Genomic DNA, 18621 nt, shown 5'->3' with positions numbered 1-18621 from the left:
TCACGTGGCAGCGTGAGGTCTTCCCCGTCATGTATGAGGCTGTCATGTCGCGTATCCGGATTACGTCGCTGCTCGTCGGATGTTTTCTTGTCTCGGCTGTCGCGGCCCCCGTCGCAGCGCAGAACGGCGCGGGCTATATCGCGGACAAAATAGCGGCCATGCAAAAGAACTTTACCGCAGCGGACAAGGACAAGGACGGCTTCCTGACCCGCGACGAAGCAAAGGCCATGCCGTTTGTGTCGAAGCATTTCGATGAAATCGACACTCAGAAAACGGGCAAGGTTTCCGAGAAGGATATCGGCCAGTACCTCAAGACCCAGGCCGAGATGCGGCGCGACGCGCAGAAGCCGCCAACGCACTGATTTCTCCGCCCCAGGGGAGAATCCCGACCCCGTGCTACCACGCCGCTAGCGGTGTGTGAACGAGTGCGCCTACAACGAAAGTTATATTGTCAGGCGTGCCTCCAGGACCGATGCTCGCAAGCGACCGCTGCCCAGACCGATTTTCGGCCCTGCATCCGCGGGGGAGGCACTGTGGCGTTGCACCTGCCCAAACGTATGCGCCACCGCCGGTTATCGGGTGACGCCGCAGAACCTGGCGTGACGCGACCGAACCCCTGCAACGAGGTCGCCGAGCCCGACCGGGATGGGTTGCCTGCGATGTCGTCCATACGACTTCCCTGGCGCACCCGGGCTGTGGTCAGCGTCCACGTAAGGCAGGGACGCTGGCGTTGTTGACTTAAGACTTTTTCGATTCATGTGGTGACCGCGCACTGCTCCAATACGGGGCGGCTTTGCGCTTTCCTCGTGCGGGCCGCGGTTTGAGGCCCCGACGCATCGAAAAACAGGGAGGAATTTCCGGCAACGGAAGTAACCGGCAGGCAAGGGGCAAACGGATGGTGGAAGTCGAGCAGGGCAACGGTGTAGGCGATGTAAGTCGTGTTGCTACGGACGAGATGCTGGCTGGGTTGCGTGCATATCACCGGCGCCTGCTCTATGGAGGCGGCTTCCTGCTGTCATTGCTGATCGTGGTCATGATGGCCGGAAGCGGGTGGCAGCAGATACAGGGTTACGTCGCCCAACAACGCCAGATCCTCGAGGACAACAAGACCGCGGTCAATACCTACCTGATCCAGCGCGAGCGAGGTTACGCGCGAAGCCTGTACGGAATGGAGCTGGTCTGGCGCGAACGTCGGGAGCTGCTTACCCGTGCCGGTACTGCGTACGTCGAACCGTTCTTCGACCATGGCGAACAAGCCGTCATCCGGGCAGGCGATTCGGGTGTGCCGATGCTCGTGCTGGGTGTGAACGCGCGACGTCTTCCGCCGGAAGACATCGCGGCGTATCTCGGACTGATCCACGAAACCTCGTCGCTGGCGGCGGCCACGGTCACGGAAGTCGAGTCTCCGGGCTCGTTGTCCGTGTACGGATACGACCCGTCGGGATCACTGATGACCTTTACCCGCGCCGCTTCCGAACAGCAGCTTTCCGCGCGATTCGGCCTGGCGACGCGGCGCGATCTGTTCGCTCGTCTCCGCTTGAACGACGAGCATCTGCCTGCACGATCGGCACGCGATCCCGTGATTTCCTTTTCGGGGATCAACCCGCTCAATGGCGAGCGTTCGATCGTCGGCGTGCTGACGCTGGTGGCCAACGGCGAACCGGCGTGGCGCATCGTCGCTTTCGAAGCCTTCTCCGATATACAGCGACGTGTGGCGCCGTATCTCCGCGGCGCGTCGCTGGTGGTGACGAACTCCGGCAACGTCGTTGCGGGCCTGGGCATGAGCCCGGAAGATACCGGCGAGCAGGTCGCCCGCGCGAAGCGAGGGGGGCTCGCTGTCGCGACGGACGGGGAACCTGTGTTCGTACGATCGGGTACCCGCTTCGCGGCCGCGGACAATCTGCACGGTATCGACTGGTCTGTCGTGCAGGTCTTTTCGCTGAAGGATATTCTGCGTGCGACAGGCATGTGGCTGGCTTGTCTCGGGGGCGCTGCGCTGGTCTGTCTTGTCGTGCTGTGGTTCTGGCTTCGACATATCGATCGACGGGTTTTTGCGCCTGCGCTGCGCGATGCCGAACACGTGTTCGATAGTGAGGAACTGAGCCGCACCATCGTATCGACCTCACCCGTCGGCCTGTGTTTGATCGATCTGGATACGCTCCATCCACTGCTCGGGAACGCCGTGATGGATGGATTCGCGAAAGAGGCGAACGTGGCAGGCGTGAGTCTGTATACGCGCATTGTCGATATGGATCGCCGTCTTGGCGAGCGCGATGCCCGCTCCGCGGACAAGCATGGCAGCGAGTTTCGCGTCGAGTATCGCCCGACTCTTGCCATGACGCGTACGCTGCTCGTCGCCGCCAGACCGACGGCCTATCGTCGTCATCGCGTACTGCTATGCGTGGCGCGAGACGTGACTGGTATCGCAGAGCTCGAGGAAAAACTCCGCGACGCCCGTGCGGCGGAAGAACATGCCCGTATCGTGGCCGAATCGGCGAGCGCGGCCAAATCGGCCTTCGTCGCAACGATAAGTCACGAAATACGAACGCCGCTCAGTGGAATCATCGGACACCTGGAACTGTTCGCCAATGGCGGTATGGACCGCGAACAGGCTGTGCATATCGCGCGTGTGCGGGTTGCATCCGATTCGCTTCTGAAAATTGTCGGCGATGTGCTCGACTTCTCAAAAATCGAAGCGGGGCTGTTCGACATCGAGCCGGCGCCATTCGTCCTGCGAGCGCTGGTGGAAAACAGTCTGCACCTGTTCGCTCCCCTTGCCAGGCGCAAAGGCCTCGGACTCTTCCATGACATCGATGTGTCGATCGATATGTCCTATGTCGGCGATGCCCAGCGTATCGGGCAGGTACTGAACAATTTGCTGGGTAACGCGATCAGATTCACGGCCGAGGGTGCCGTTACGGTAAGAGTCCGGTCTTCGCGGGACCCGCGCTCGCGCGGTGCCGGCATAACGGCGTTGCGATTCGAGATAGCCGATACGGGGATCGGTCTGGCCAGCACGCAGATCGAGGGCCTGTTCGAGCCATTCGCCCAGGCAGGTGGCGCCGCCTCGCGTCGCTACGGCGGTACTGGACTGGGGCTCGCGCTCTGCCGACAACTCGTGACACTGATGGGAGGCAAGATCGGGGTCGATAGTGTTGAGGGCGAAGGCTCCACATTTTCGTTCATGCTCCCGCTAAAGGTCTCCGCCGCAGACAATGGCTTTCCGCGGCTCGACGGCAAGTCGATCCGCCTCGTTTCGTCCGATGCCGTCTGGCGCTCCGCCTGCACTTCCTTTCTCGTCGCCCGTGGCGCCGTCGTGGAGGTGTTTGCCAGTGTCGAAGGAATGAACCTGCGATCCGGCGATATCGGCGATATCGTCGTCGTGGGCGACCAGTGGGTGCTTGGCGCGACAGAGGCGCGCGACATGGTGGCGAAGGGTGCCCGCGTCGTACGCGCTTCGCGTGACGGCCCACTGCATCCACGATATGACCGTGGTGTGGTATTCGTGTCCTGCTACGCCAGCGATGCATTGCTCGATATTCTCCTGGCCAGACGCGGTCCGGGCGCGATGCGCGATGCGATGAAGCGCGTGGCGCATACACCGGCGGCTGGACGGGTACTCGTCGTCGACGACAATCCGTTCGGGCGCGAACTGCTTCGACAGCAGCTTTCGACGCTCGGCTACACAACGGACGAAGCCGATAGCGGCAAGACGGCGTTGGATATGTGCGACAACTATCCGTACACGGCGGTACTCACGGATATCGAGATGCCCGGCATGGACGGTTGCGAGTTGGCGCATGCGCTTCGCAGGCGGGGCTCGGACATTCCCGTGATCGCCGTTACCGCCGACGCACATGCTCAGGAGCGTGGTCGTTGCGCGGCGCAGGGCGTGGCGGAACTGCTCCTGAAGCCGGTGACACTGAGCCAGCTGGAAGACACCCTGCGCAGAAACCTGCCCGATGAGGCGTGGCCTTTCCATCCGGATACCCACAATGGCTCGGCCGAGCTGATCGAAATACTCATGGGCTCGGTTATCCACGACTGGGAAAGGCTGGTGCAGGCCGTCAGCGCGAATGAGGAAAGCGGCGTCCTCGACCGCCTGCACTCGCTGAAGGGCGCCTTTCTGATGGCCAACGAACAGATGCTCGCGGAACACAGCGCCGAGCTGGAGCGCTGGATCGAAACGCATGGTCTGGACGATATCGGGCCTGTTTTGCAGGGATTGCAGCTACGTATCGACGAACGGCTGGATGGATATAGGGCGCGACTTAACCGTATCGACACCGGCAGCCGCGCGCCGCCGTCATCCCTATGAATCGCGATCGGCCAGGATCACTTCTTCTCGTCGTCATGACTACGCGTTCTGGCCGCACCGGATGCGGCGACCATGCCGCTGGTTACGGCATAGCGGAAGAGGTCGGCGTCCTGTTCGAATCCCAGTTTGCGTTTCGCGGACACCTTCTGCGCACTGGTGGTTTTGTGGCTGCGACCGGTAAGTTTCGCGATTTCCGTTGCGGTAAGCCCTTCGGCAAGCAGCCGGACGACTTCCGCTTCGCGGGGAGTGAGGTGCGCCGAAGGACGATCGGCACTGGCATGCATACCGCTCGCGATCAGGCGGGCGATGGACGCGGATCGATACGGTGCGCCCTCAAGCGCCGCCTTGATGGCCATGTCGATGTCGCTGGCTTCGTCGGCCTTGGAAACGATACGGACGACGCCCCTGGCTACGATAGTGCGCAGCAGTTCGGCATTGTCGATGCCAGTGAGCAGCACGATACGTATCTGCGGAAAGCGTTTTGCTATTTCGCCGAGCAGCGGCAAGCCATCGGCCTGTTCATCCTTGTCGGGCATGGCGTAGTCGGTTACCACGACATCGCATGGTGTGGTTTCAAGCAACGCGATCAGATCGCCCGCATTCTGGGCGGTACCCACGATCTCGATACCTTCGAGTGCGCGCAGCCGTCGCGAGATGGCGGCATGAACAAGTGGGTGGTCATCGGCGACAACGATTCGGATAGTCATGGAAGGGCTCGCTGTGTCCGGACGTCCATCGTAATCGTAACGCAATGAAAAAAGGACGCAATCGATGAGCATGGAACGCATTCACGTCGTGATCGCGGACGATCATGCGATCGCGCGGGACGGGGTGCGCATGGCTATCCAGGAAGACTCGCGCATGAGCGTGGTCGGCATGGTGGGCAGCCCCGCGGACCTTTACCATATGCTTTCCAGTGTTGCGGGCGACGTACTTGTGTGCGATTACGCCATGCCCGTAGGCGAAGGCGACGATGGACTGAGTCTGCTACGTTCCCTGCGCGCGGAGTATCCCGCGCTTGCAATCGTCGTGCTTACCTCGATCGAAGAGGCTCCGATCCTGCGCGATATCGCCGCATATGGCGTACGTTGCATCGTCAGCAAGCGCGACGGGCCGCGACACCTTCGTTACGCGATTCGGTCCGCTTACGACAAGCGGGCGTATCTGTCTCCCATCATGAAGACGGCACTGGACGCCCATGTGCCGGATCGATCGAGCGGGAAGCGTGCAAAATTGAGCGCACGCGAAGACGAAGTTATCGGGCTGATCAGGCAAGGGATGTCCATGAAGGAGATTGCCGCGCGACTTGGTATTTCGACGTCGACGGCAAGCACTCACAAGGCCAATGCGTTTCTGAAGCTCCACGTGACGAACACGGCGGAGCTGATTCGCTATTCGGAAGAAACGACGGCGCCCGGCGACGTTCCCCGGGCGTCGTAGAACTCGGGATGCAGGAAGGGCGCCATCGCCAGTACCAAAGCCTGCGTATACACGCTTTCGCGCGTCTCGTTTCCGTTGGTGACCAACGCCACCGTGCCGCCTTTCTGTTTGATGTTGTCGGTGCCGAACAGCCGGTCCATGACGATGCCGAGCTCGTCACCGCTTTCCAGCGCCGCGTATACGTGCGCGGGCAGGGAGAGTGCCGCGGAGCGTCCGACCGATAGCCTCGTGGCATCCGCTACGGCGACATAGGCGAACGTGGCCGGCCCATCCTCTAGTACGTCGATGCCGCCCTCCATCGACACATACAAATCCGCACCACCGCGATCCCTGAGATACGCCAGACGGTTCAGCGCGCCTGCGCGCGTTTCATCCTGCGTCATCGGCTGATCGCGCACGCCGGATGGCGCATGAATGCCTTCGCACTCGACGATACGGTTGGGATAGAGCGGCGCGATCGCGCCGCGGACGGCGTTGATCTTCACGGGGTTATGCGAGCCGACGAGGATTCGTAGCTTGGTATGGGACATGGGCGGGCCGATACAGCTGTGATTGGGATGGCGGCAAGTCTAACAGCCGTCCCGGATGCGTCAGGCTAGTCGCATCATATGCCTGGCCTGCGCATCGTCGAATCCCCAGGCATAGGAGTCCATCGAAAGGACACCGTAGGTCATGCCGCCTTCGATAAGGAACACCGGGTCCGACGTATCGCTCGCGCCAAGCGCGACAAGCAACGGCAGGTAGTGCTCTTCCGTGGGATGCGCGCGGGAAGCCTCGGGTGCCCGACTACGGTAATCGACCACCGCTTCGATGTCGCGGGCGCCGATCGCATCGCGATTCCACGCGGCGAATCGCCGCGCGTAAGGCGCTTCGTCGGTCGTCCGGCGCACTTCGTACAGATTGTGCGTAAGACTGCCCGATCCCACGATCAGTACGCCGCGATCCCGCAATGGCGCAAGTGCACGCCCGAAGGCAAGCGCACCGGCGGTGTCCAGATCATGCGGCATCGACACCTGGATAACAGGAATCGTGGCGTCGGGGAGAAGGTGCGACAGCGGCACCCACGCGCCATGGTCGAGACCGCGCACGGCATCGGGCGTTACCCGGAAGCCGGCATCGTTCAACAGGTTCGCTGCCTCGGCGGCAACATCCGGTGCGCCTGCCACGTCGTAGCGTAGACGATAAAGCGCCTCGGGGAAGCCTCCGAAGTCGTGAATGGTCGACGGGCGCTTGCTGGTCGTTACGCGTACGCCATCCGTCTGCCAGTGCGGCGATACCACCAGCACCGCACGTACGTTCTCAAGCAAAGGTCCTGTCTCGCGCAGCCGCGGACCCAGTTCGCCCGGCTCGACGGCGAAGGAGGGAGATCCGTGGGAAATGAAGAGCACGGGCTGGCGGGGAATCGAGACATGATCGTTCATCCCCTCAGTGTATGGGTTCGACACGGCAATTACAGGAGGTCCAGCCGGAACGGATCGTTTCCCGCAAGGGACGTTCAGGCCTCGCGTTCGAAGCAGAATCCGAAATAGCGATCCAGCGAACGGTCGTCGTGGAACGGTATGACGCAACTGCGGTGCGGATTTTCCCAGCGATCGCGAAGTGTGTATCCAAGTGCCTTGAGGCCGTGTAGAAAGTCGCGTTCGCTCGTGATGCGGTACGGACAGCAAGCCGTACCCATGTTCTGGACGGTGAAATACGAGGCGGACGGATGGATCGGCACCGAGTTGAGAAGCAGGTAACGCGGAAGCGTTTGCAGGTTGCCAAGCAGGTCGGCCAGCGTGTAGTCGAGATATTGCAACGATCCGGCCGCGAAGAAGATATCCACACCGTCGGCGTCGTCGCGATGTGCCGTGAATGTCAGGCGTCCCAGGTTATCGTGTTGCGATGCCCAGGCGGCTCCGGCGGCGTTGACGGCGGGAACGTCCAGCACGCGCCAGGCAATTTCTTCGGGAAACGTTACATGGCGCTGGTAGGCATAGTAGGCGATGCCGATGTGGCCGCCGAGATCGAACACCGACGCGCACCCGGCCTCGAACAACTTCGAGAACCAGAGCATCGCGGGATAATCGTTGATATAGACCCGCCGCGTGCGCTCGCGATAGAGCTCCGCGGACGGGGTGTTGTCGTAGCCCGAGGGGCGGGTCTGCGCGATGCTTGCCTGCGCCTGCGCGAACGTCTCGAAGACGCCGCGATACATATTGTGCGTCAGTGCGGAATGGGCGAAGAACTCGCGCGCGTAGCGAGCTTCCAGCCAATGCCGGATCGCAGGCAGGGATGCGGCGCGTTCGCGAACCGTATGCAGCGTGGAATGGACGGCCATGGCCGCTTTACCTCGTTGTAAGACCCTTGCTTTTTATCACTTCGGGTCTGCCCGGTCCGTCCGATAGATGGTCTATGCCATCCGGACGATCACTTCTGGACCGGGACCGGTACGTCTTCGTCATCCGGCGCGGCGACGGTGTATCCGCGTGCCTTCAGTTTCGAAAGAGGGCCGTCCTTCGCCACGATCAGTTCCATGGGCAGTACCGCGAAACTTTGCGAATTCGTTGCCAGCGCCTGCTCCGCCGCGGTAAGCCACAGGCCTTCCATATGTCCGACCACATCGTCCAGCCCGAGGCGTTTTGCGATTCCCGCTTCCGTGACGGCATTCAGGCAGGTATCCCCGCGATCCTGGGCAAGCATGCCGCGGAGCGCGCCGATATCTCCCGTCGCCCACGCGTTGGCGCGATCGGTCAAGGTGTCGAGCCGTTTGTCGATGTTTTCGAGCGTCTGGTGAAAACAGCGGACATCGTCGAGTTCCGCCGCCTTGAACGCCTTGATGGCCTTTCTCGGTTCGTCGATCTCGACCGTATACCGCACGGATTGCAAGGGTACGCCACGGGTTTTCGCGATACTGACGACGGTACCGGCAACGCCTGTCGACTGCTTCAGGCCAATCGCTTCGACGGCTTTTTTATACAGCTCCAGCGCGGCGAAGATCGGCCGGTAGCGTTCGATGCCGCGATCCTTGCCGATGTAGCGCAGCTTCAGCGTCGACCACAGAGCATAGTCGCCAGCCGGCACGGTGCTCTGCAATGTCCCGTCGTCTGGCAGGTTGCGCACGCTGATCAGCGACGGGAGAAGGAATAGCCTGCCGAAGAAGTTCGTTTTCGGTTTGATCGTCAACGACGGCGCACGCAACACGACCTGCGAACTGGCGATGACTGCCTCGACCTCGGTCGATCGCCATTGCATGCGTGCAGGCAACGGCGAAAGTATGCCCAGTACGTACATCACGTGCTCGCCGCGCGACACCTTCCACAGGCCGGGACCGGGTTGTTCGCCGCTGACGGTTACCGCGTCGAGCATGACGGCCGAGGTCGCGGGTGCGGGCGCGTCCTGCGCCGAAGCGACCATCGGCAGCAGGAACAGGAACAGGGCGGCAACGTGAATTCGCATGGTCGGCTCGGGGATGCCTTGAGGGAATGCCGCGATCTTACCGGTCGGGCATACGGTAACGCTGCTCTTTGTACGCCCAACTTGGCCACAATGCATTGGCGAGCGCTTCTTTGGCCAGGATCGGATCCACGGTTGCGGGCGTCAGCGTCGATTTTCCGTCGTAAGTGAACTGGGAAGCCGGCTTAAATGGTTCGTAGACCACGAGCTGGTCGTCCTTGAGATAACCGAAGTTGTCGCCGTACTGCATGATCGCACGATGCGGATCGCGCACCGTCAGGTCGGCGCCGGGCATGGGATGGGTGCTGGAAATGCCTATCAGCGAGAGCAGCGTTGGCGCCATATCGATCTGGCTGACGATACGGTCGTCGCTGCGTACCGGTACCTGGCCGCCCAGGATCAGGGCAGGGATATGGAAATGCTCCACGGGCACCAGGCTCGCACCGTGCACGCGTGCATCGTGGTCGGCAATGAGCAGGAATACGGTGTTCTGCCAGTAAGGCGATTTCTTCGCTTCGTTGAAGAACTTGCCGATGGCGTAATCGGCATAACGTACAGTGTTCTCCACACTGGCCGGATTGCCGATCGGCGCGATACGCCCGGCGGGATATTGCCATGGCGTGTGATTGGACACGCTGAAGGCCACCGTAAAATTCGGCTTGTCGCCGTCGCTCAGCAGGCGCTTGTGCAGTTCGTTGAACATGTCTTCGTCGGACGCTCCCCATGAACCGACGAAAACAGGATCGACGAACGAACTGCGATCCACCACCTCGTTGAAGCCATTACCGAAGAAGAAGCCGCGCATGTTGTCGAAGTGCGCTTCGCCGCCGTAGATGAAGCGCGAATGGAATCCCTGCCTGCCAAGTAGCGCGGCGACGGTGAAGAAATCCCGTTGCGAACGGGGGAGCTTCAGTACGGCTTCCGCCGTGGTCGGCAGGAACCCCGTCGTGATCGCTTCCAATCCTCGCGCCGAGCGCGTTCCCGTGGCATAGGCACGGTTGAAGGCCCAGCCTTCCTTGCTCAATGCATCGATGTTCGGCGTCAGGTCCCGTCCGCCGAGATTGCCGACGAACTGCGCGCCCAGACTCTCCTGCACGATGATGACCAGATTGAGCGGACGCGGATGGCTCGTGCTGGCCTCCTGACGATGCATGCTCGGATAGCGCGCATCGGACGCCGGACCGTCAAGGCCCGTACTACGCCGCAACTCGGCATTCATCGTGTCGACATCCATTGGCGGATAGACGTCCGCCGAGGAACGCTCGCTGCGCATGTCGTCGATGGCATTGGCGACGTTGTAGAACGAGTTCAGAGGCAGCGCGTTAACCATGCTGTCGCTGCTGAAGGCGACCGTGGCCTCATTGATCGGTCGGTGTTGCAGTGTGCCGCGCGCAGCCAGTAGACATGCGACGAAGATGAGCGTGGAAATCGGTACGCGCGCGATCCAGTTCGTCCGTGCATCGCGCAGTTGCGGCGACAGCATCCGCCAGCCCAGCCATCCGATAATCGCCCAGGCAACGAGGCCCAGGGCGATCGGAAGTTTGTAACCATGCCAGAGCATGGAAGCGACTTCGACCGGGCTGGAAAGGTATTCGACGAACAGACGGTTGGGGCGCGTGTCGTATTCGACGATGAACTGTGGCGTGGCGACTTCCAGCAGCACCAGTAGCAACCAGCACAGCCGATACCACCATGCGGTAACCCGGATCGCCAGCGGACGGTGTCCCATCCACGGGGAGAGGATCGCGGGCAACGCGACCATCATGGCAAGCAGGCTCAGGTCGATGCGCCATCCGCCGAAGATCACCGGCCATAGCCCGCCGGCATCCGAAACGCGCGCGTGTTGCCAGAGGGCAAGACCCAGTCGCGAGAGGGTAAGCAACAGCAGCGTCGCCGCAAGGAAACGCAAGGTAAGGCGGCGCATGGAAGACCTTCAGGAAGGTGAAGTATTCGTGAATACTATATGACTGCTGCAAATTAAAGGTTCTTCGTGCACTACGGTGGCGATCTCTCGCGTCTGGCCGCTCTTTAGGTTGCGGACAGCCGCTGGGTGGCTCGTGTTATTCGTGACTTGGTCGCCTCACGCTCGTGGCTCGGGGAAGCCGCGACCGGGTTGGCCCTTGGGGCCTTCGGCGCCGTCCCTGCGGGAGCGGGCCGTAGCGCCGCTTTCGCTCCAACTAGTCATCGCGGCCCTCGGCTAAGGCGGCCCCAAGGGCCAACCCGGCCACGGCACCGTCGACGGCGGTTTGTTGTGGGCAGAGCACGAGCCGAGCACGTGACGGAACCGCACCGGATGCGGCATGACGGGTCATGCGTCACGCGCTGCTTTCCCTCACGCGACCGCAACCTCCGGAAGAGCCGTCGGCCACCGCCCTCGACGCGACTTGCGGAACCGAGCGCGGCGGGCGGAAAAGGCCCGAAGGGGGCGGACCAGGACGGTCCGTCGTTTTCGCTGAGGCAGGAGCCGAATCGAAAACCCCCGCCCGCCGCGCGGGCGCGACGGGGCGCAGCCATTAAAACACCAGCCGCGCAGCGGCTATCCCTTCCCGAGCGACGGTGGAGACGGAGCGTCGAGGGCGGTGGCCGACGGCTCTTCGCGAAGCGCCCGAACGCAAAAGCGATGGCAAAGCCGAGCCCTCTCCCTGAAGGATCAGCCAGGAGCCCCATGCAACGCCGCAATAATCTCGGCAATGACATCGCCTATACCCGTGCCTCCCTCGACGCTGATACCAAGCCGTGCAACCACGAGGTGTTCGGATGGCACGATGACGACGTATTGTCCGAATGCACCGCGCGCGTAGAACATGTCTTTCGGCAGCTTGGGCATACCCCACGGTGCATCCCAGACCGGCACGGTGCCTTCGTTGACCAGATTGGTCCAGAAGCCCGCGCCGTAACCGGTCTTCAGGGTCTGCGAGCGACTGAAGGATACCCAGCCTTCCGGCAGGATCCGCTGTTCGCCCAGCATGCCGTCGTCGAGATACAGCTGACCGAACCGCGCGAAGTCGCGTGCCGATGCGTAAACATGGCTGGAGCCGATCGGCGTACCGCGAATGTCGGTTTCGATGACCGCCGTGCTCATGCCCAGCGGCGCGAACAATTCTCGCCGGAAGAGTCGCTCGGCGTTGACCGCGCCACCGCCGCCAGCGGCATCCACGGCGATCCGCGACAGCAGTACATAGCTCGCGTTGCTATATCCCCAGACCGTCCCGGGAGGATGTTCCATGGGCAGTTTCGCCGCGAATGCCGTCATGTCGCGTTCGAGGAACCACATACGCGTCGTCGGACTTTCGGGGCCATTGGTCTCATCGAAACCCAGTCCGCTGTCCATTCGCAGGAGCTGTTCGATGGTGACGGCGTGATGCGGGTTGTCCGGAGAAGCCCACGCGGCGATCGGAGCGGGTTGGTCGAGCTTGAGTTTGCCCTGGCGCACCAGGATACCGATCAGGGCACTCGTCAGCGACTTCGACAGCGAGTGGCCCCAGATCGGCGTATCCGGGCCGTAGCCGGGTGCATATCGCTCGGCAATGAGCTTGCCGTCGTGAAGAACGACAAGCGCTTTGGTCTGGCGAAGATGCTGTGGATCGGGTTCGGCGAACGCATGGTCCAGCGCGGTGCGAATGGCAGGATCGGTCGGTTCCACGACGCCGGTGTCGACGAACGAGTGTTCGATCTTGGAGGTATCCGCGAAGCCAGCGAGATCCGGTACGTCGTGCTTGCCATGGACCAGAAGGCAGCCCAGGCCCGGCCGGAATATGGCTCGCGCGCCGAATCCGCCAAGAATGTGCGTCCGTACCTGGCGCGCGTCGCGATCCACGTGGTAGTGGATTGCCCAGGCGATGGATCGCATGTTGGGCAATTGTTCTTCCTGGAACATTTTGTCCGGGTCGACGTTCGAGACGAAGGTCGCCGTGCACAGCGAGCGACTGACGGAATTCGTGGCGACCCTGAGCGCGTCTTTCTTCGATACGACGAAGGCAGCGAGCGCAAGCACGACGATAATCGCCGTTGCACCGGCGATTGCGAATGTACGACGAGCCATGCCTATTTCCCCCAAGTTGCCTCGTCCGGAGGGTAGCGACGGCTCACCCGGCCGGCAAGGGCCGCTAGCGAGGTCTGCACCTCTTCGAGCGCACGTCGCGCCGACAATCAACCGCGATCCAGGGTGTGGATGCGGCATAATTCAGCGTTGCGGATAGCCATCGACGCGAAGGGACGACATGAGCCTGTGGACCGATCGGAGAATTCTGGATCTCCTGCAAATCGAACAACCGATTCTTCTCGCACCCATGGCGGGTTCGGGGGGATCGGCACTGGCCGTCGCCGTGGCGCTGGCAGGCGGACTGGGTGCGATTCCATGCGCATCGATCTCCGTCGACGCGGTCAGGAAGGAAGTCGGCGCCTTCAGATCGGTGGTGAGTGCGCCCATCAATCTCAACTTCTTCGCGCATGCCGCACCGGTTGCCGATCCCACGCGTATGGCGGCGTGGCGGGAGCGTCTGCACCCGTACATGGAAGAGTTTGGTGTGCAGGCCTCCGAAAACGCGGCCCCCGGTGGCCGGGCGCCTTTCGACGATGCCATGTGCTCGCTTGTGGAGGAGTTGCGCCCGGAAGTCGTCAGTTTTCACTTTGGCCTGCCAGCCGCGGATCTGCTGGCACGGGTGAAAGCGACCGGCGCGTGCGTCCTGTCGTCGGCGACGACCGTCGCCGAAGCGCGCTGGCTGGAGCGGCAGGGTTGCGACGCCGTCATCGCGCAAGGTTACGAGGCAGGCGGTCATCGCGGCAGTTTTCTCACCGACGATATGAGTGCACAGCCTGGCACGATGGCCCTCGTGCCCCAAGTCGCGGATGCGGTGAGTATCCCGGTGATCGCCGCGGGTGGCATCGGCGATGCTCGCGGCATACGGGCGGCGCTTGCGCTGGGTGCTTCCGCGGTGCAGTTGGGCACGGTATATCTGCTGACGCCGGAGGCACTGACCGTATCCGTGCATCGCGCCGCGCTGCGTAGCGCGGGCGATAACAGTACCGCCGTGACCAACGTATTCACCGGGCGCCCGGCTCGCGGCATCTACAACCGGCTTATGTCCGAAGTGGGGCCGATGAGCGATCTCGCGCCATCCTTTCCTCTCGCCGGGCAGCCACTTGCGCCGTTGCGCGCCGCCACCGAACCGAAAGGCATCGGCGACTTCCAGCCGTTATGGGCGGGGCAGGCCGCGACTTATGCGCGTGAAATTTCCGCACTACGACTGACGGAAGACCTGATAAAGGCTGCTTTGTCCTGAATGCACCGCGACGCGTTCAGCGGCGGCTCTTGCCCACGAAGCCCAGTGCGCGCGCCCATTCCGCATCCCTGCGCTGCGTGTCGGTACGCTGGCGGCGATAGTGACGTTCCGCGCGGTCCTGTAGCCAGGTGACATAACGGCGCAGCAGTTTTTCGCTCGCGTGCTCACCGCGCACCAGCGATGCGAGGATGGCGCGAAGCGGCGCCGGTGCGAAACGCGCGAACAGATCGTCGTCGATGCTGACCACCGCTTCGGTCGTCCCCGGATCGCCTTGCCGTGCGCAGCGGCCGAACAGCTGACGGTCGACGCGTGCGGACTCGTGGAACTCGGTCAGGATCACATGCAGGCCGCCGGCCTGCTCGATCTCCGGCGCAAGTTTGATGTCCGTGCCGCGTCCGGCCATGTTGGTGGCCACGGTGATTCTTCCCGCGCAACCGGCCTGCGCCACGGCTTCCGCTTCGCTCTTGTCCTGCCGCGCGTTGAGCACCGCATGTTCGATGCCGCTGGCACCGAACAGGGCGGCGAGGCGTTCGGACGCTTCGACGGATCGTGTCCCGACAAGTACCGGCCGTCCGGTACTCGCGACTTCGACCGCGCGTCGTGCGACCGCCTCCCAGCGCAGATCCGAACTGGCGCAGACGATATCGCCCAGGTTTCGCCGCCGCGTTGGCTTATGCGTCGGAATGCGGGTCACCGACAAGTCGTAGCTGCCTTTCACTTCGGCGGCGACTTCCTGTGCCGTGCCGGTCATGCCGCACAACAAAAGATAACGGCCGAAGAAACGCTGATAGGTAATCTGTGCAAGCGTTCGCCGCTGGCCCGTGATCTCGCAGCCTTCCTTGCATTCGATCATCTGGTGCAGGCCGCGCTCCCAGGTACGATCCGGCATGACGCGACCGGTCGACTCGTCGACGATCTGAACCTTGTCTTCGGCCAGGATGTAGTGCTGGTCGCGCTGGAAGCCGTGGATCGCCGAAAGCGCTTTCTGTACGAACTCCTCGCGCCACATGGCCGAACGCCACATGCCGCCGAACTCCGCGGTGACCTCGCGCACGTGCACCTTGCCGCCCGGTGTGAGCCAGATGTCCCGATGGTGGTTCGCCGCGAAATGCACGTCGCGTTCGAGCGACGCGGCCAGTTCGATCGCGCGCGTATAGATCGTCGGGTCGAGATCGTCGGGCAAGGTCTCGCTGATGATCAATGGCGTACTGGCTTCGTCGATCAGTACGCTGTCGGCTTCGTCGATGATGGCGATGTGCAGGCCACGAAGGATGGGCGGTTCGCCCGCGCGGCCGCCGGCGAATTCGGCCAGACGCTGCTGCGTGCGCGACGATTCGCCCATGGCGATGGCGTCCTTCAGGTAATCGAACGTCAGTTCCTTGTTGGATACGTAGGTGATGTCGCAAGCATAGGCCGTGCGACGGTCCGCGACGCTCATGTCCTGCAAGACCACGCCGATTTTCAGCCCGAGGAAATCGAACAGCGGAGTATTGTGTTCGGCGTCGCGCTCGGCGAGATAGTCGTTGACCGTGACGACATGCGTCGCGGCACCGGTCATGGCCGCCGAGCACGCCGCAAGCGTGGCCGCCAGCGTCTTGCCTTCGCCTGTGGACATCTCGGCAAGACGACCCTGCAACAGCGTGCGACCGGCGAGCAACTGGACATCGTGATGACGCATGCCCAGCGTCCGCCGCGACGCCTCGCGGATCAGTGCGAACGACGCCGCAAGGCACGCATCCGTAAAGCCCTCCCGATGCATGCGCCGTGCTTCCGCGGCCAGGTTCGTGCGCAGGGTGTCGTCGTCGAAGACTCGCGTGGCTTCTTCGAGTGCATTGGTCGCATCGAGAAAACGTTGCGCGCGGCGGCCGTCGAAGCGGGGAAGTTTCGCAAGCCACGTGCGCAGGCGCGCTTCCCACGGTGCGCGCTTCGCATCCACGCGTTCGAGATAAGGACCGTCGCCGAGTTCGACCTCGCGCCCGGCCAGCAGTGCGCGTACGTCAGACACCGAAGTGACTCAGGAAGACCTGGCGGAGGCGCCGAACCGCCTGCAGTGCCATGGGTTCGTAGCCGTGGTCGAAGCGGATCTGCACGCGCTCGCCGAACACCGGCCGCGAATCCTGGGGCAGGGCCAGGTCGACGATAAAGACCCGCTGGATGGTCTTCACGCCTTTGGAATCGTTCGGATGCGTTGCGATCGTTCCACCGGCATTGAGACCCAGGGCCGCCGTCGGCAACTCGTCGACGCCGCCGGGAAACGCACGGATGACCCGGGTGGTCCATACGATGCCCAACGAGTCCGCCAGCCGAAGGCCGACACCGGACAATCGCGCGTGGACCAGATCGATATCGTCCTGTTGCACCACGGCGCGCACGATCAGCTGGCGATCCTGCAACACATAGCCCAGCAGCTCGCCCTTCTTGTAATAGCGTCCCGGCATATCCTGCGCCGTCGCAACGACAAGACGGCCGTCCTCGCCGGCGAAGCCGGTCAAATTCGCCATCCGGGTATCGATGCGGGCGAGCGTTTCGCGCGCCTCGTCGAGCTGACGTCCCGAGATCGCGGCCTTCGTCGGGTCGGTGAACTGCTCGGCGTCGTAACGCGCCTCGGCCTGTGCGACCTTCGCGCGATCGACCGCGTGCTCGGCGCGAAGCTGTGCGTTGTCCAGCACGTACAGCGGCTGGCCCGCATTGACTTGCGCGCCCGGGGCGGCCAGCCAGCGTACGAAGAAACCATTGCCACCCGCATGCAGCATCGCCTGCTCGGGGAGCCAGACGACCCCCAGCGCACGGGTATGCAGCGGTACCGGCACGAACAGCAGCAACACCAGTACACCGCCGATGAACGCGAACGTGCGGCGCATCGCACGCGTTCTTACCCGGTGCAGCGCGCCAGCGGTCGACAGATGCTTCCAGCCCTTGCGGATCGGCGCGCCGATCAGGCCATAGGCGCTCCACAACGCCATCATCGTGCCAACGAAAAAGAACTTGGCCGCCACCACGAAGATCACGGAAACGGTGACGAACGTGCGGTAACACCAGGCGAGCGGCGTATAGACCGTCAGCCAGCGTTGTTCCGACGGTGTTTCGTCCGGGCGCGTGGCGTCCATGGAGCCGAAGGCGTAGCGATCGATCAGATAGGTCCACCAGGCCTGCCCGCGCTGGGCGAGATTGGGAATCTCGATCAGGTCCGAAAGGATGTAGTAACCGTCGTAACGGAGCAGGGGATTGCCGTTGACCACCAGCGTGGAGACGCCGCAGATCACCATGACGTTGAAGGCGACGCCACGCATGACACCCGGCTCGGCGAGCAACCAGACATGCAGCGCGACGGCCGCGAGGAACAGTTCGACGAGCATGCCCGCCGCCGCGACCGTCGCTCGCCGGTACTTCGAAGGAAACGCGGCCGACGACGACGCTTCGACGTAGGGAACCGGCGCGAAAATAAGAAACATCAGGCCGAGTTCGCGCACCGCGCCGCCCCAGCGTTTTGCGGCGAAGCCATGGCCGAGTTCATGCAGCAGTTTCACGACCGGATAAACACAAGCCATGACGAGAAGATTGCTCGACGAGAGCACCCGATCCGACAGGTTATGCGTGAGATCGGTCCAGTGCACGCCGGCCAGGAACAGCGCGGGAATCACCGCCAGTGCCCAGAGTACGGCGCCAATGGGACCAAAACACCACGCGAAGTACGGCGACAGCACCGTCAGGAAGCGATCTGGATTGACGAGCGGAAACTTCAGGCTCATCGGATTCATGAGCCACTGGCGGATCGTTTCTGAACGCTTCTTGTTGTGCCGTTCCAGCGACGCGGCCGAGTCGGGTACCGCATCGGTCTGCAACAGATCGGCGCCGTGCAGCTGCGAAAGCAGATCGACGATTTCCGGCTGCGTGCACGCATCGCGCAGCTCGGACGTATTCGCCTGTTCCCACAGCGACTGGACGGTGGCGTTGCCGTCCATCCCTGCAAGAAAGGCATACGCGGCGGCGGAAAGCCGGTAAACGCGCCCGCCGGTCTGGTCCTGCACGACGTACCATGGACGTCCGCGGAACACGACGCGCTGGATACGCGCATAAGGCGTAAGACGCGGTCGAAGCGACGCGACGCTATGCCATGAGGGACTGAAAGGGCTGCGCGCCATGACC

General features: G+C 62.8%; 13 protein-coding genes. 4 read left to right on the top strand and 9 right to left on the bottom strand.

Going from position 1 to position 18621, the window contains the following annotated elements; genetic code table 11:
• The first annotated feature begins 44 nt into the window (after nt 1–44).
• Nucleotides 45–362: a hypothetical protein gene (locus AC3IR3_RS11190; RefSeq protein WP_489192123.1), complete on the top strand. Its 318-nt coding sequence runs from the start codon at nt 45–47 to the stop codon at nt 360–362.
• Between the two features lie 533 nt (nt 363–895).
• A complete protein-coding gene (locus AC3IR3_RS11185) occupies nt 896–4318 on the top strand; it encodes a hybrid sensor histidine kinase/response regulator (RefSeq protein WP_489192121.1) in 3423 nt (1140 codons plus the stop codon).
• A 17-nt stretch (nt 4319–4335) separates the two neighbouring features.
• Here the strand turns inward: AC3IR3_RS11185 and AC3IR3_RS11180 are convergent, their stop codons facing one another.
• Nucleotides 4336–5025: a response regulator gene (locus AC3IR3_RS11180; RefSeq protein ID WP_489192119.1), complete on the bottom strand. Its 690-nt coding sequence runs from the start codon at nt 5023–5025 to the stop codon at nt 4336–4338.
• 64 nt (nt 5026–5089) lie between these two features.
• On the opposite strand from AC3IR3_RS11180, the gene AC3IR3_RS11175 reads away from it, so the two are divergent.
• Complete coding sequence (locus AC3IR3_RS11175; protein ID WP_489192117.1) at nt 5090–5758, top strand: LuxR C-terminal-related transcriptional regulator; 669 nt, start codon at nt 5090–5092, stop codon at nt 5756–5758.
• Here the strand turns inward: AC3IR3_RS11175 and yjjX are convergent.
• The 6 genes from yjjX to AC3IR3_RS11145 all read right to left on the bottom strand — a co-directional run bounded on the left by yjjX (nt 5710) and on the right by AC3IR3_RS11145 (nt 13235).
• Nucleotides 5710–6288 (bottom strand): inosine/xanthosine triphosphatase, encoded by a 579-nt coding sequence (gene yjjX / locus AC3IR3_RS11170; protein WP_489192115.1) that lies wholly within the window; start codon nt 6286–6288, stop codon nt 5710–5712. The two genes, AC3IR3_RS11175 and yjjX, sit on opposite strands and share 49 nt — an antisense overlap.
• A 60-nt stretch (nt 6289–6348) precedes the next feature.
• Complete coding sequence (locus tag AC3IR3_RS11165) at nt 6349–7179, bottom strand: DODA-type extradiol aromatic ring-opening family dioxygenase (RefSeq protein WP_489192113.1); 831 nt, start codon at nt 7177–7179, stop codon at nt 6349–6351.
• A gap of 74 nt (nt 7180–7253) precedes the next feature.
• Nucleotides 7254–8078 (bottom strand): methyltransferase, TIGR04325 family, encoded by an 825-nt coding sequence (locus AC3IR3_RS11160; RefSeq protein ID WP_489192111.1) that lies wholly within the window; start codon nt 8076–8078, stop codon nt 7254–7256.
• Nucleotides 8079–8167: 89 nt separating this feature from the next.
• Nucleotides 8168–9196 carry a TraB/GumN family protein gene (locus AC3IR3_RS11155; protein WP_489192109.1) on the bottom strand — a complete coding sequence of 343 codons (1029 nt, stop codon included), beginning with the start codon at nt 9194–9196 and terminating at the stop codon, nt 8168–8170.
• A 37-nt stretch (nt 9197–9233) separates the two neighbouring features.
• Entirely contained in the window at nt 9234–11117 is a 1884-nt protein-coding gene (locus AC3IR3_RS11150) for an LTA synthase family protein (RefSeq protein WP_489192107.1), read from the bottom strand.
• 726 nt (nt 11118–11843) lie between these two features.
• Nucleotides 11844–13235, bottom strand: a complete 1392-nt coding sequence (locus AC3IR3_RS11145; RefSeq protein ID WP_489192105.1) for a serine hydrolase domain-containing protein — start codon at nt 13233–13235, stop codon at nt 11844–11846.
• Nucleotides 13236–13413: 178 nt separating this feature from the next.
• Here AC3IR3_RS11145 and AC3IR3_RS11140 point away from each other — a divergent pair, with 178 nt between their 5' ends.
• Complete coding sequence (locus AC3IR3_RS11140) at nt 13414–14475, top strand: NAD(P)H-dependent flavin oxidoreductase (protein ID WP_489192103.1); 1062 nt, start codon at nt 13414–13416, stop codon at nt 14473–14475.
• A gap of 16 nt (nt 14476–14491) precedes the next feature.
• Here the strand turns inward: AC3IR3_RS11140 and AC3IR3_RS11135 are convergent, their stop codons facing one another.
• Together AC3IR3_RS11135 and AC3IR3_RS11130 are read right to left on the bottom strand one after the other, a co-directional pair.
• Nucleotides 14492–16480: a preprotein translocase subunit SecA gene (locus tag AC3IR3_RS11135; RefSeq protein WP_489192101.1), complete on the bottom strand. Its 1989-nt coding sequence runs from the start codon at nt 16478–16480 to the stop codon at nt 14492–14494.
• Nucleotides 16473–18617 (bottom strand): hypothetical protein, encoded by a 2145-nt coding sequence (locus tag AC3IR3_RS11130; protein WP_489192099.1) that lies wholly within the window; start codon nt 18615–18617, stop codon nt 16473–16475. Before AC3IR3_RS11130 ends, AC3IR3_RS11135 begins: the two co-directional genes overlap by 8 nt.
• Between the last annotated feature and the right edge of the window lie 4 nt (nt 18618–18621).

It is taken from the genome of Luteibacter sp. GL_149 (genome assembly GCF_057834065.1).
The sequence above is the reverse complement of the archived record's forward strand: the minus strand, read 5'-3'. Positions and strand labels throughout refer to the sequence as shown.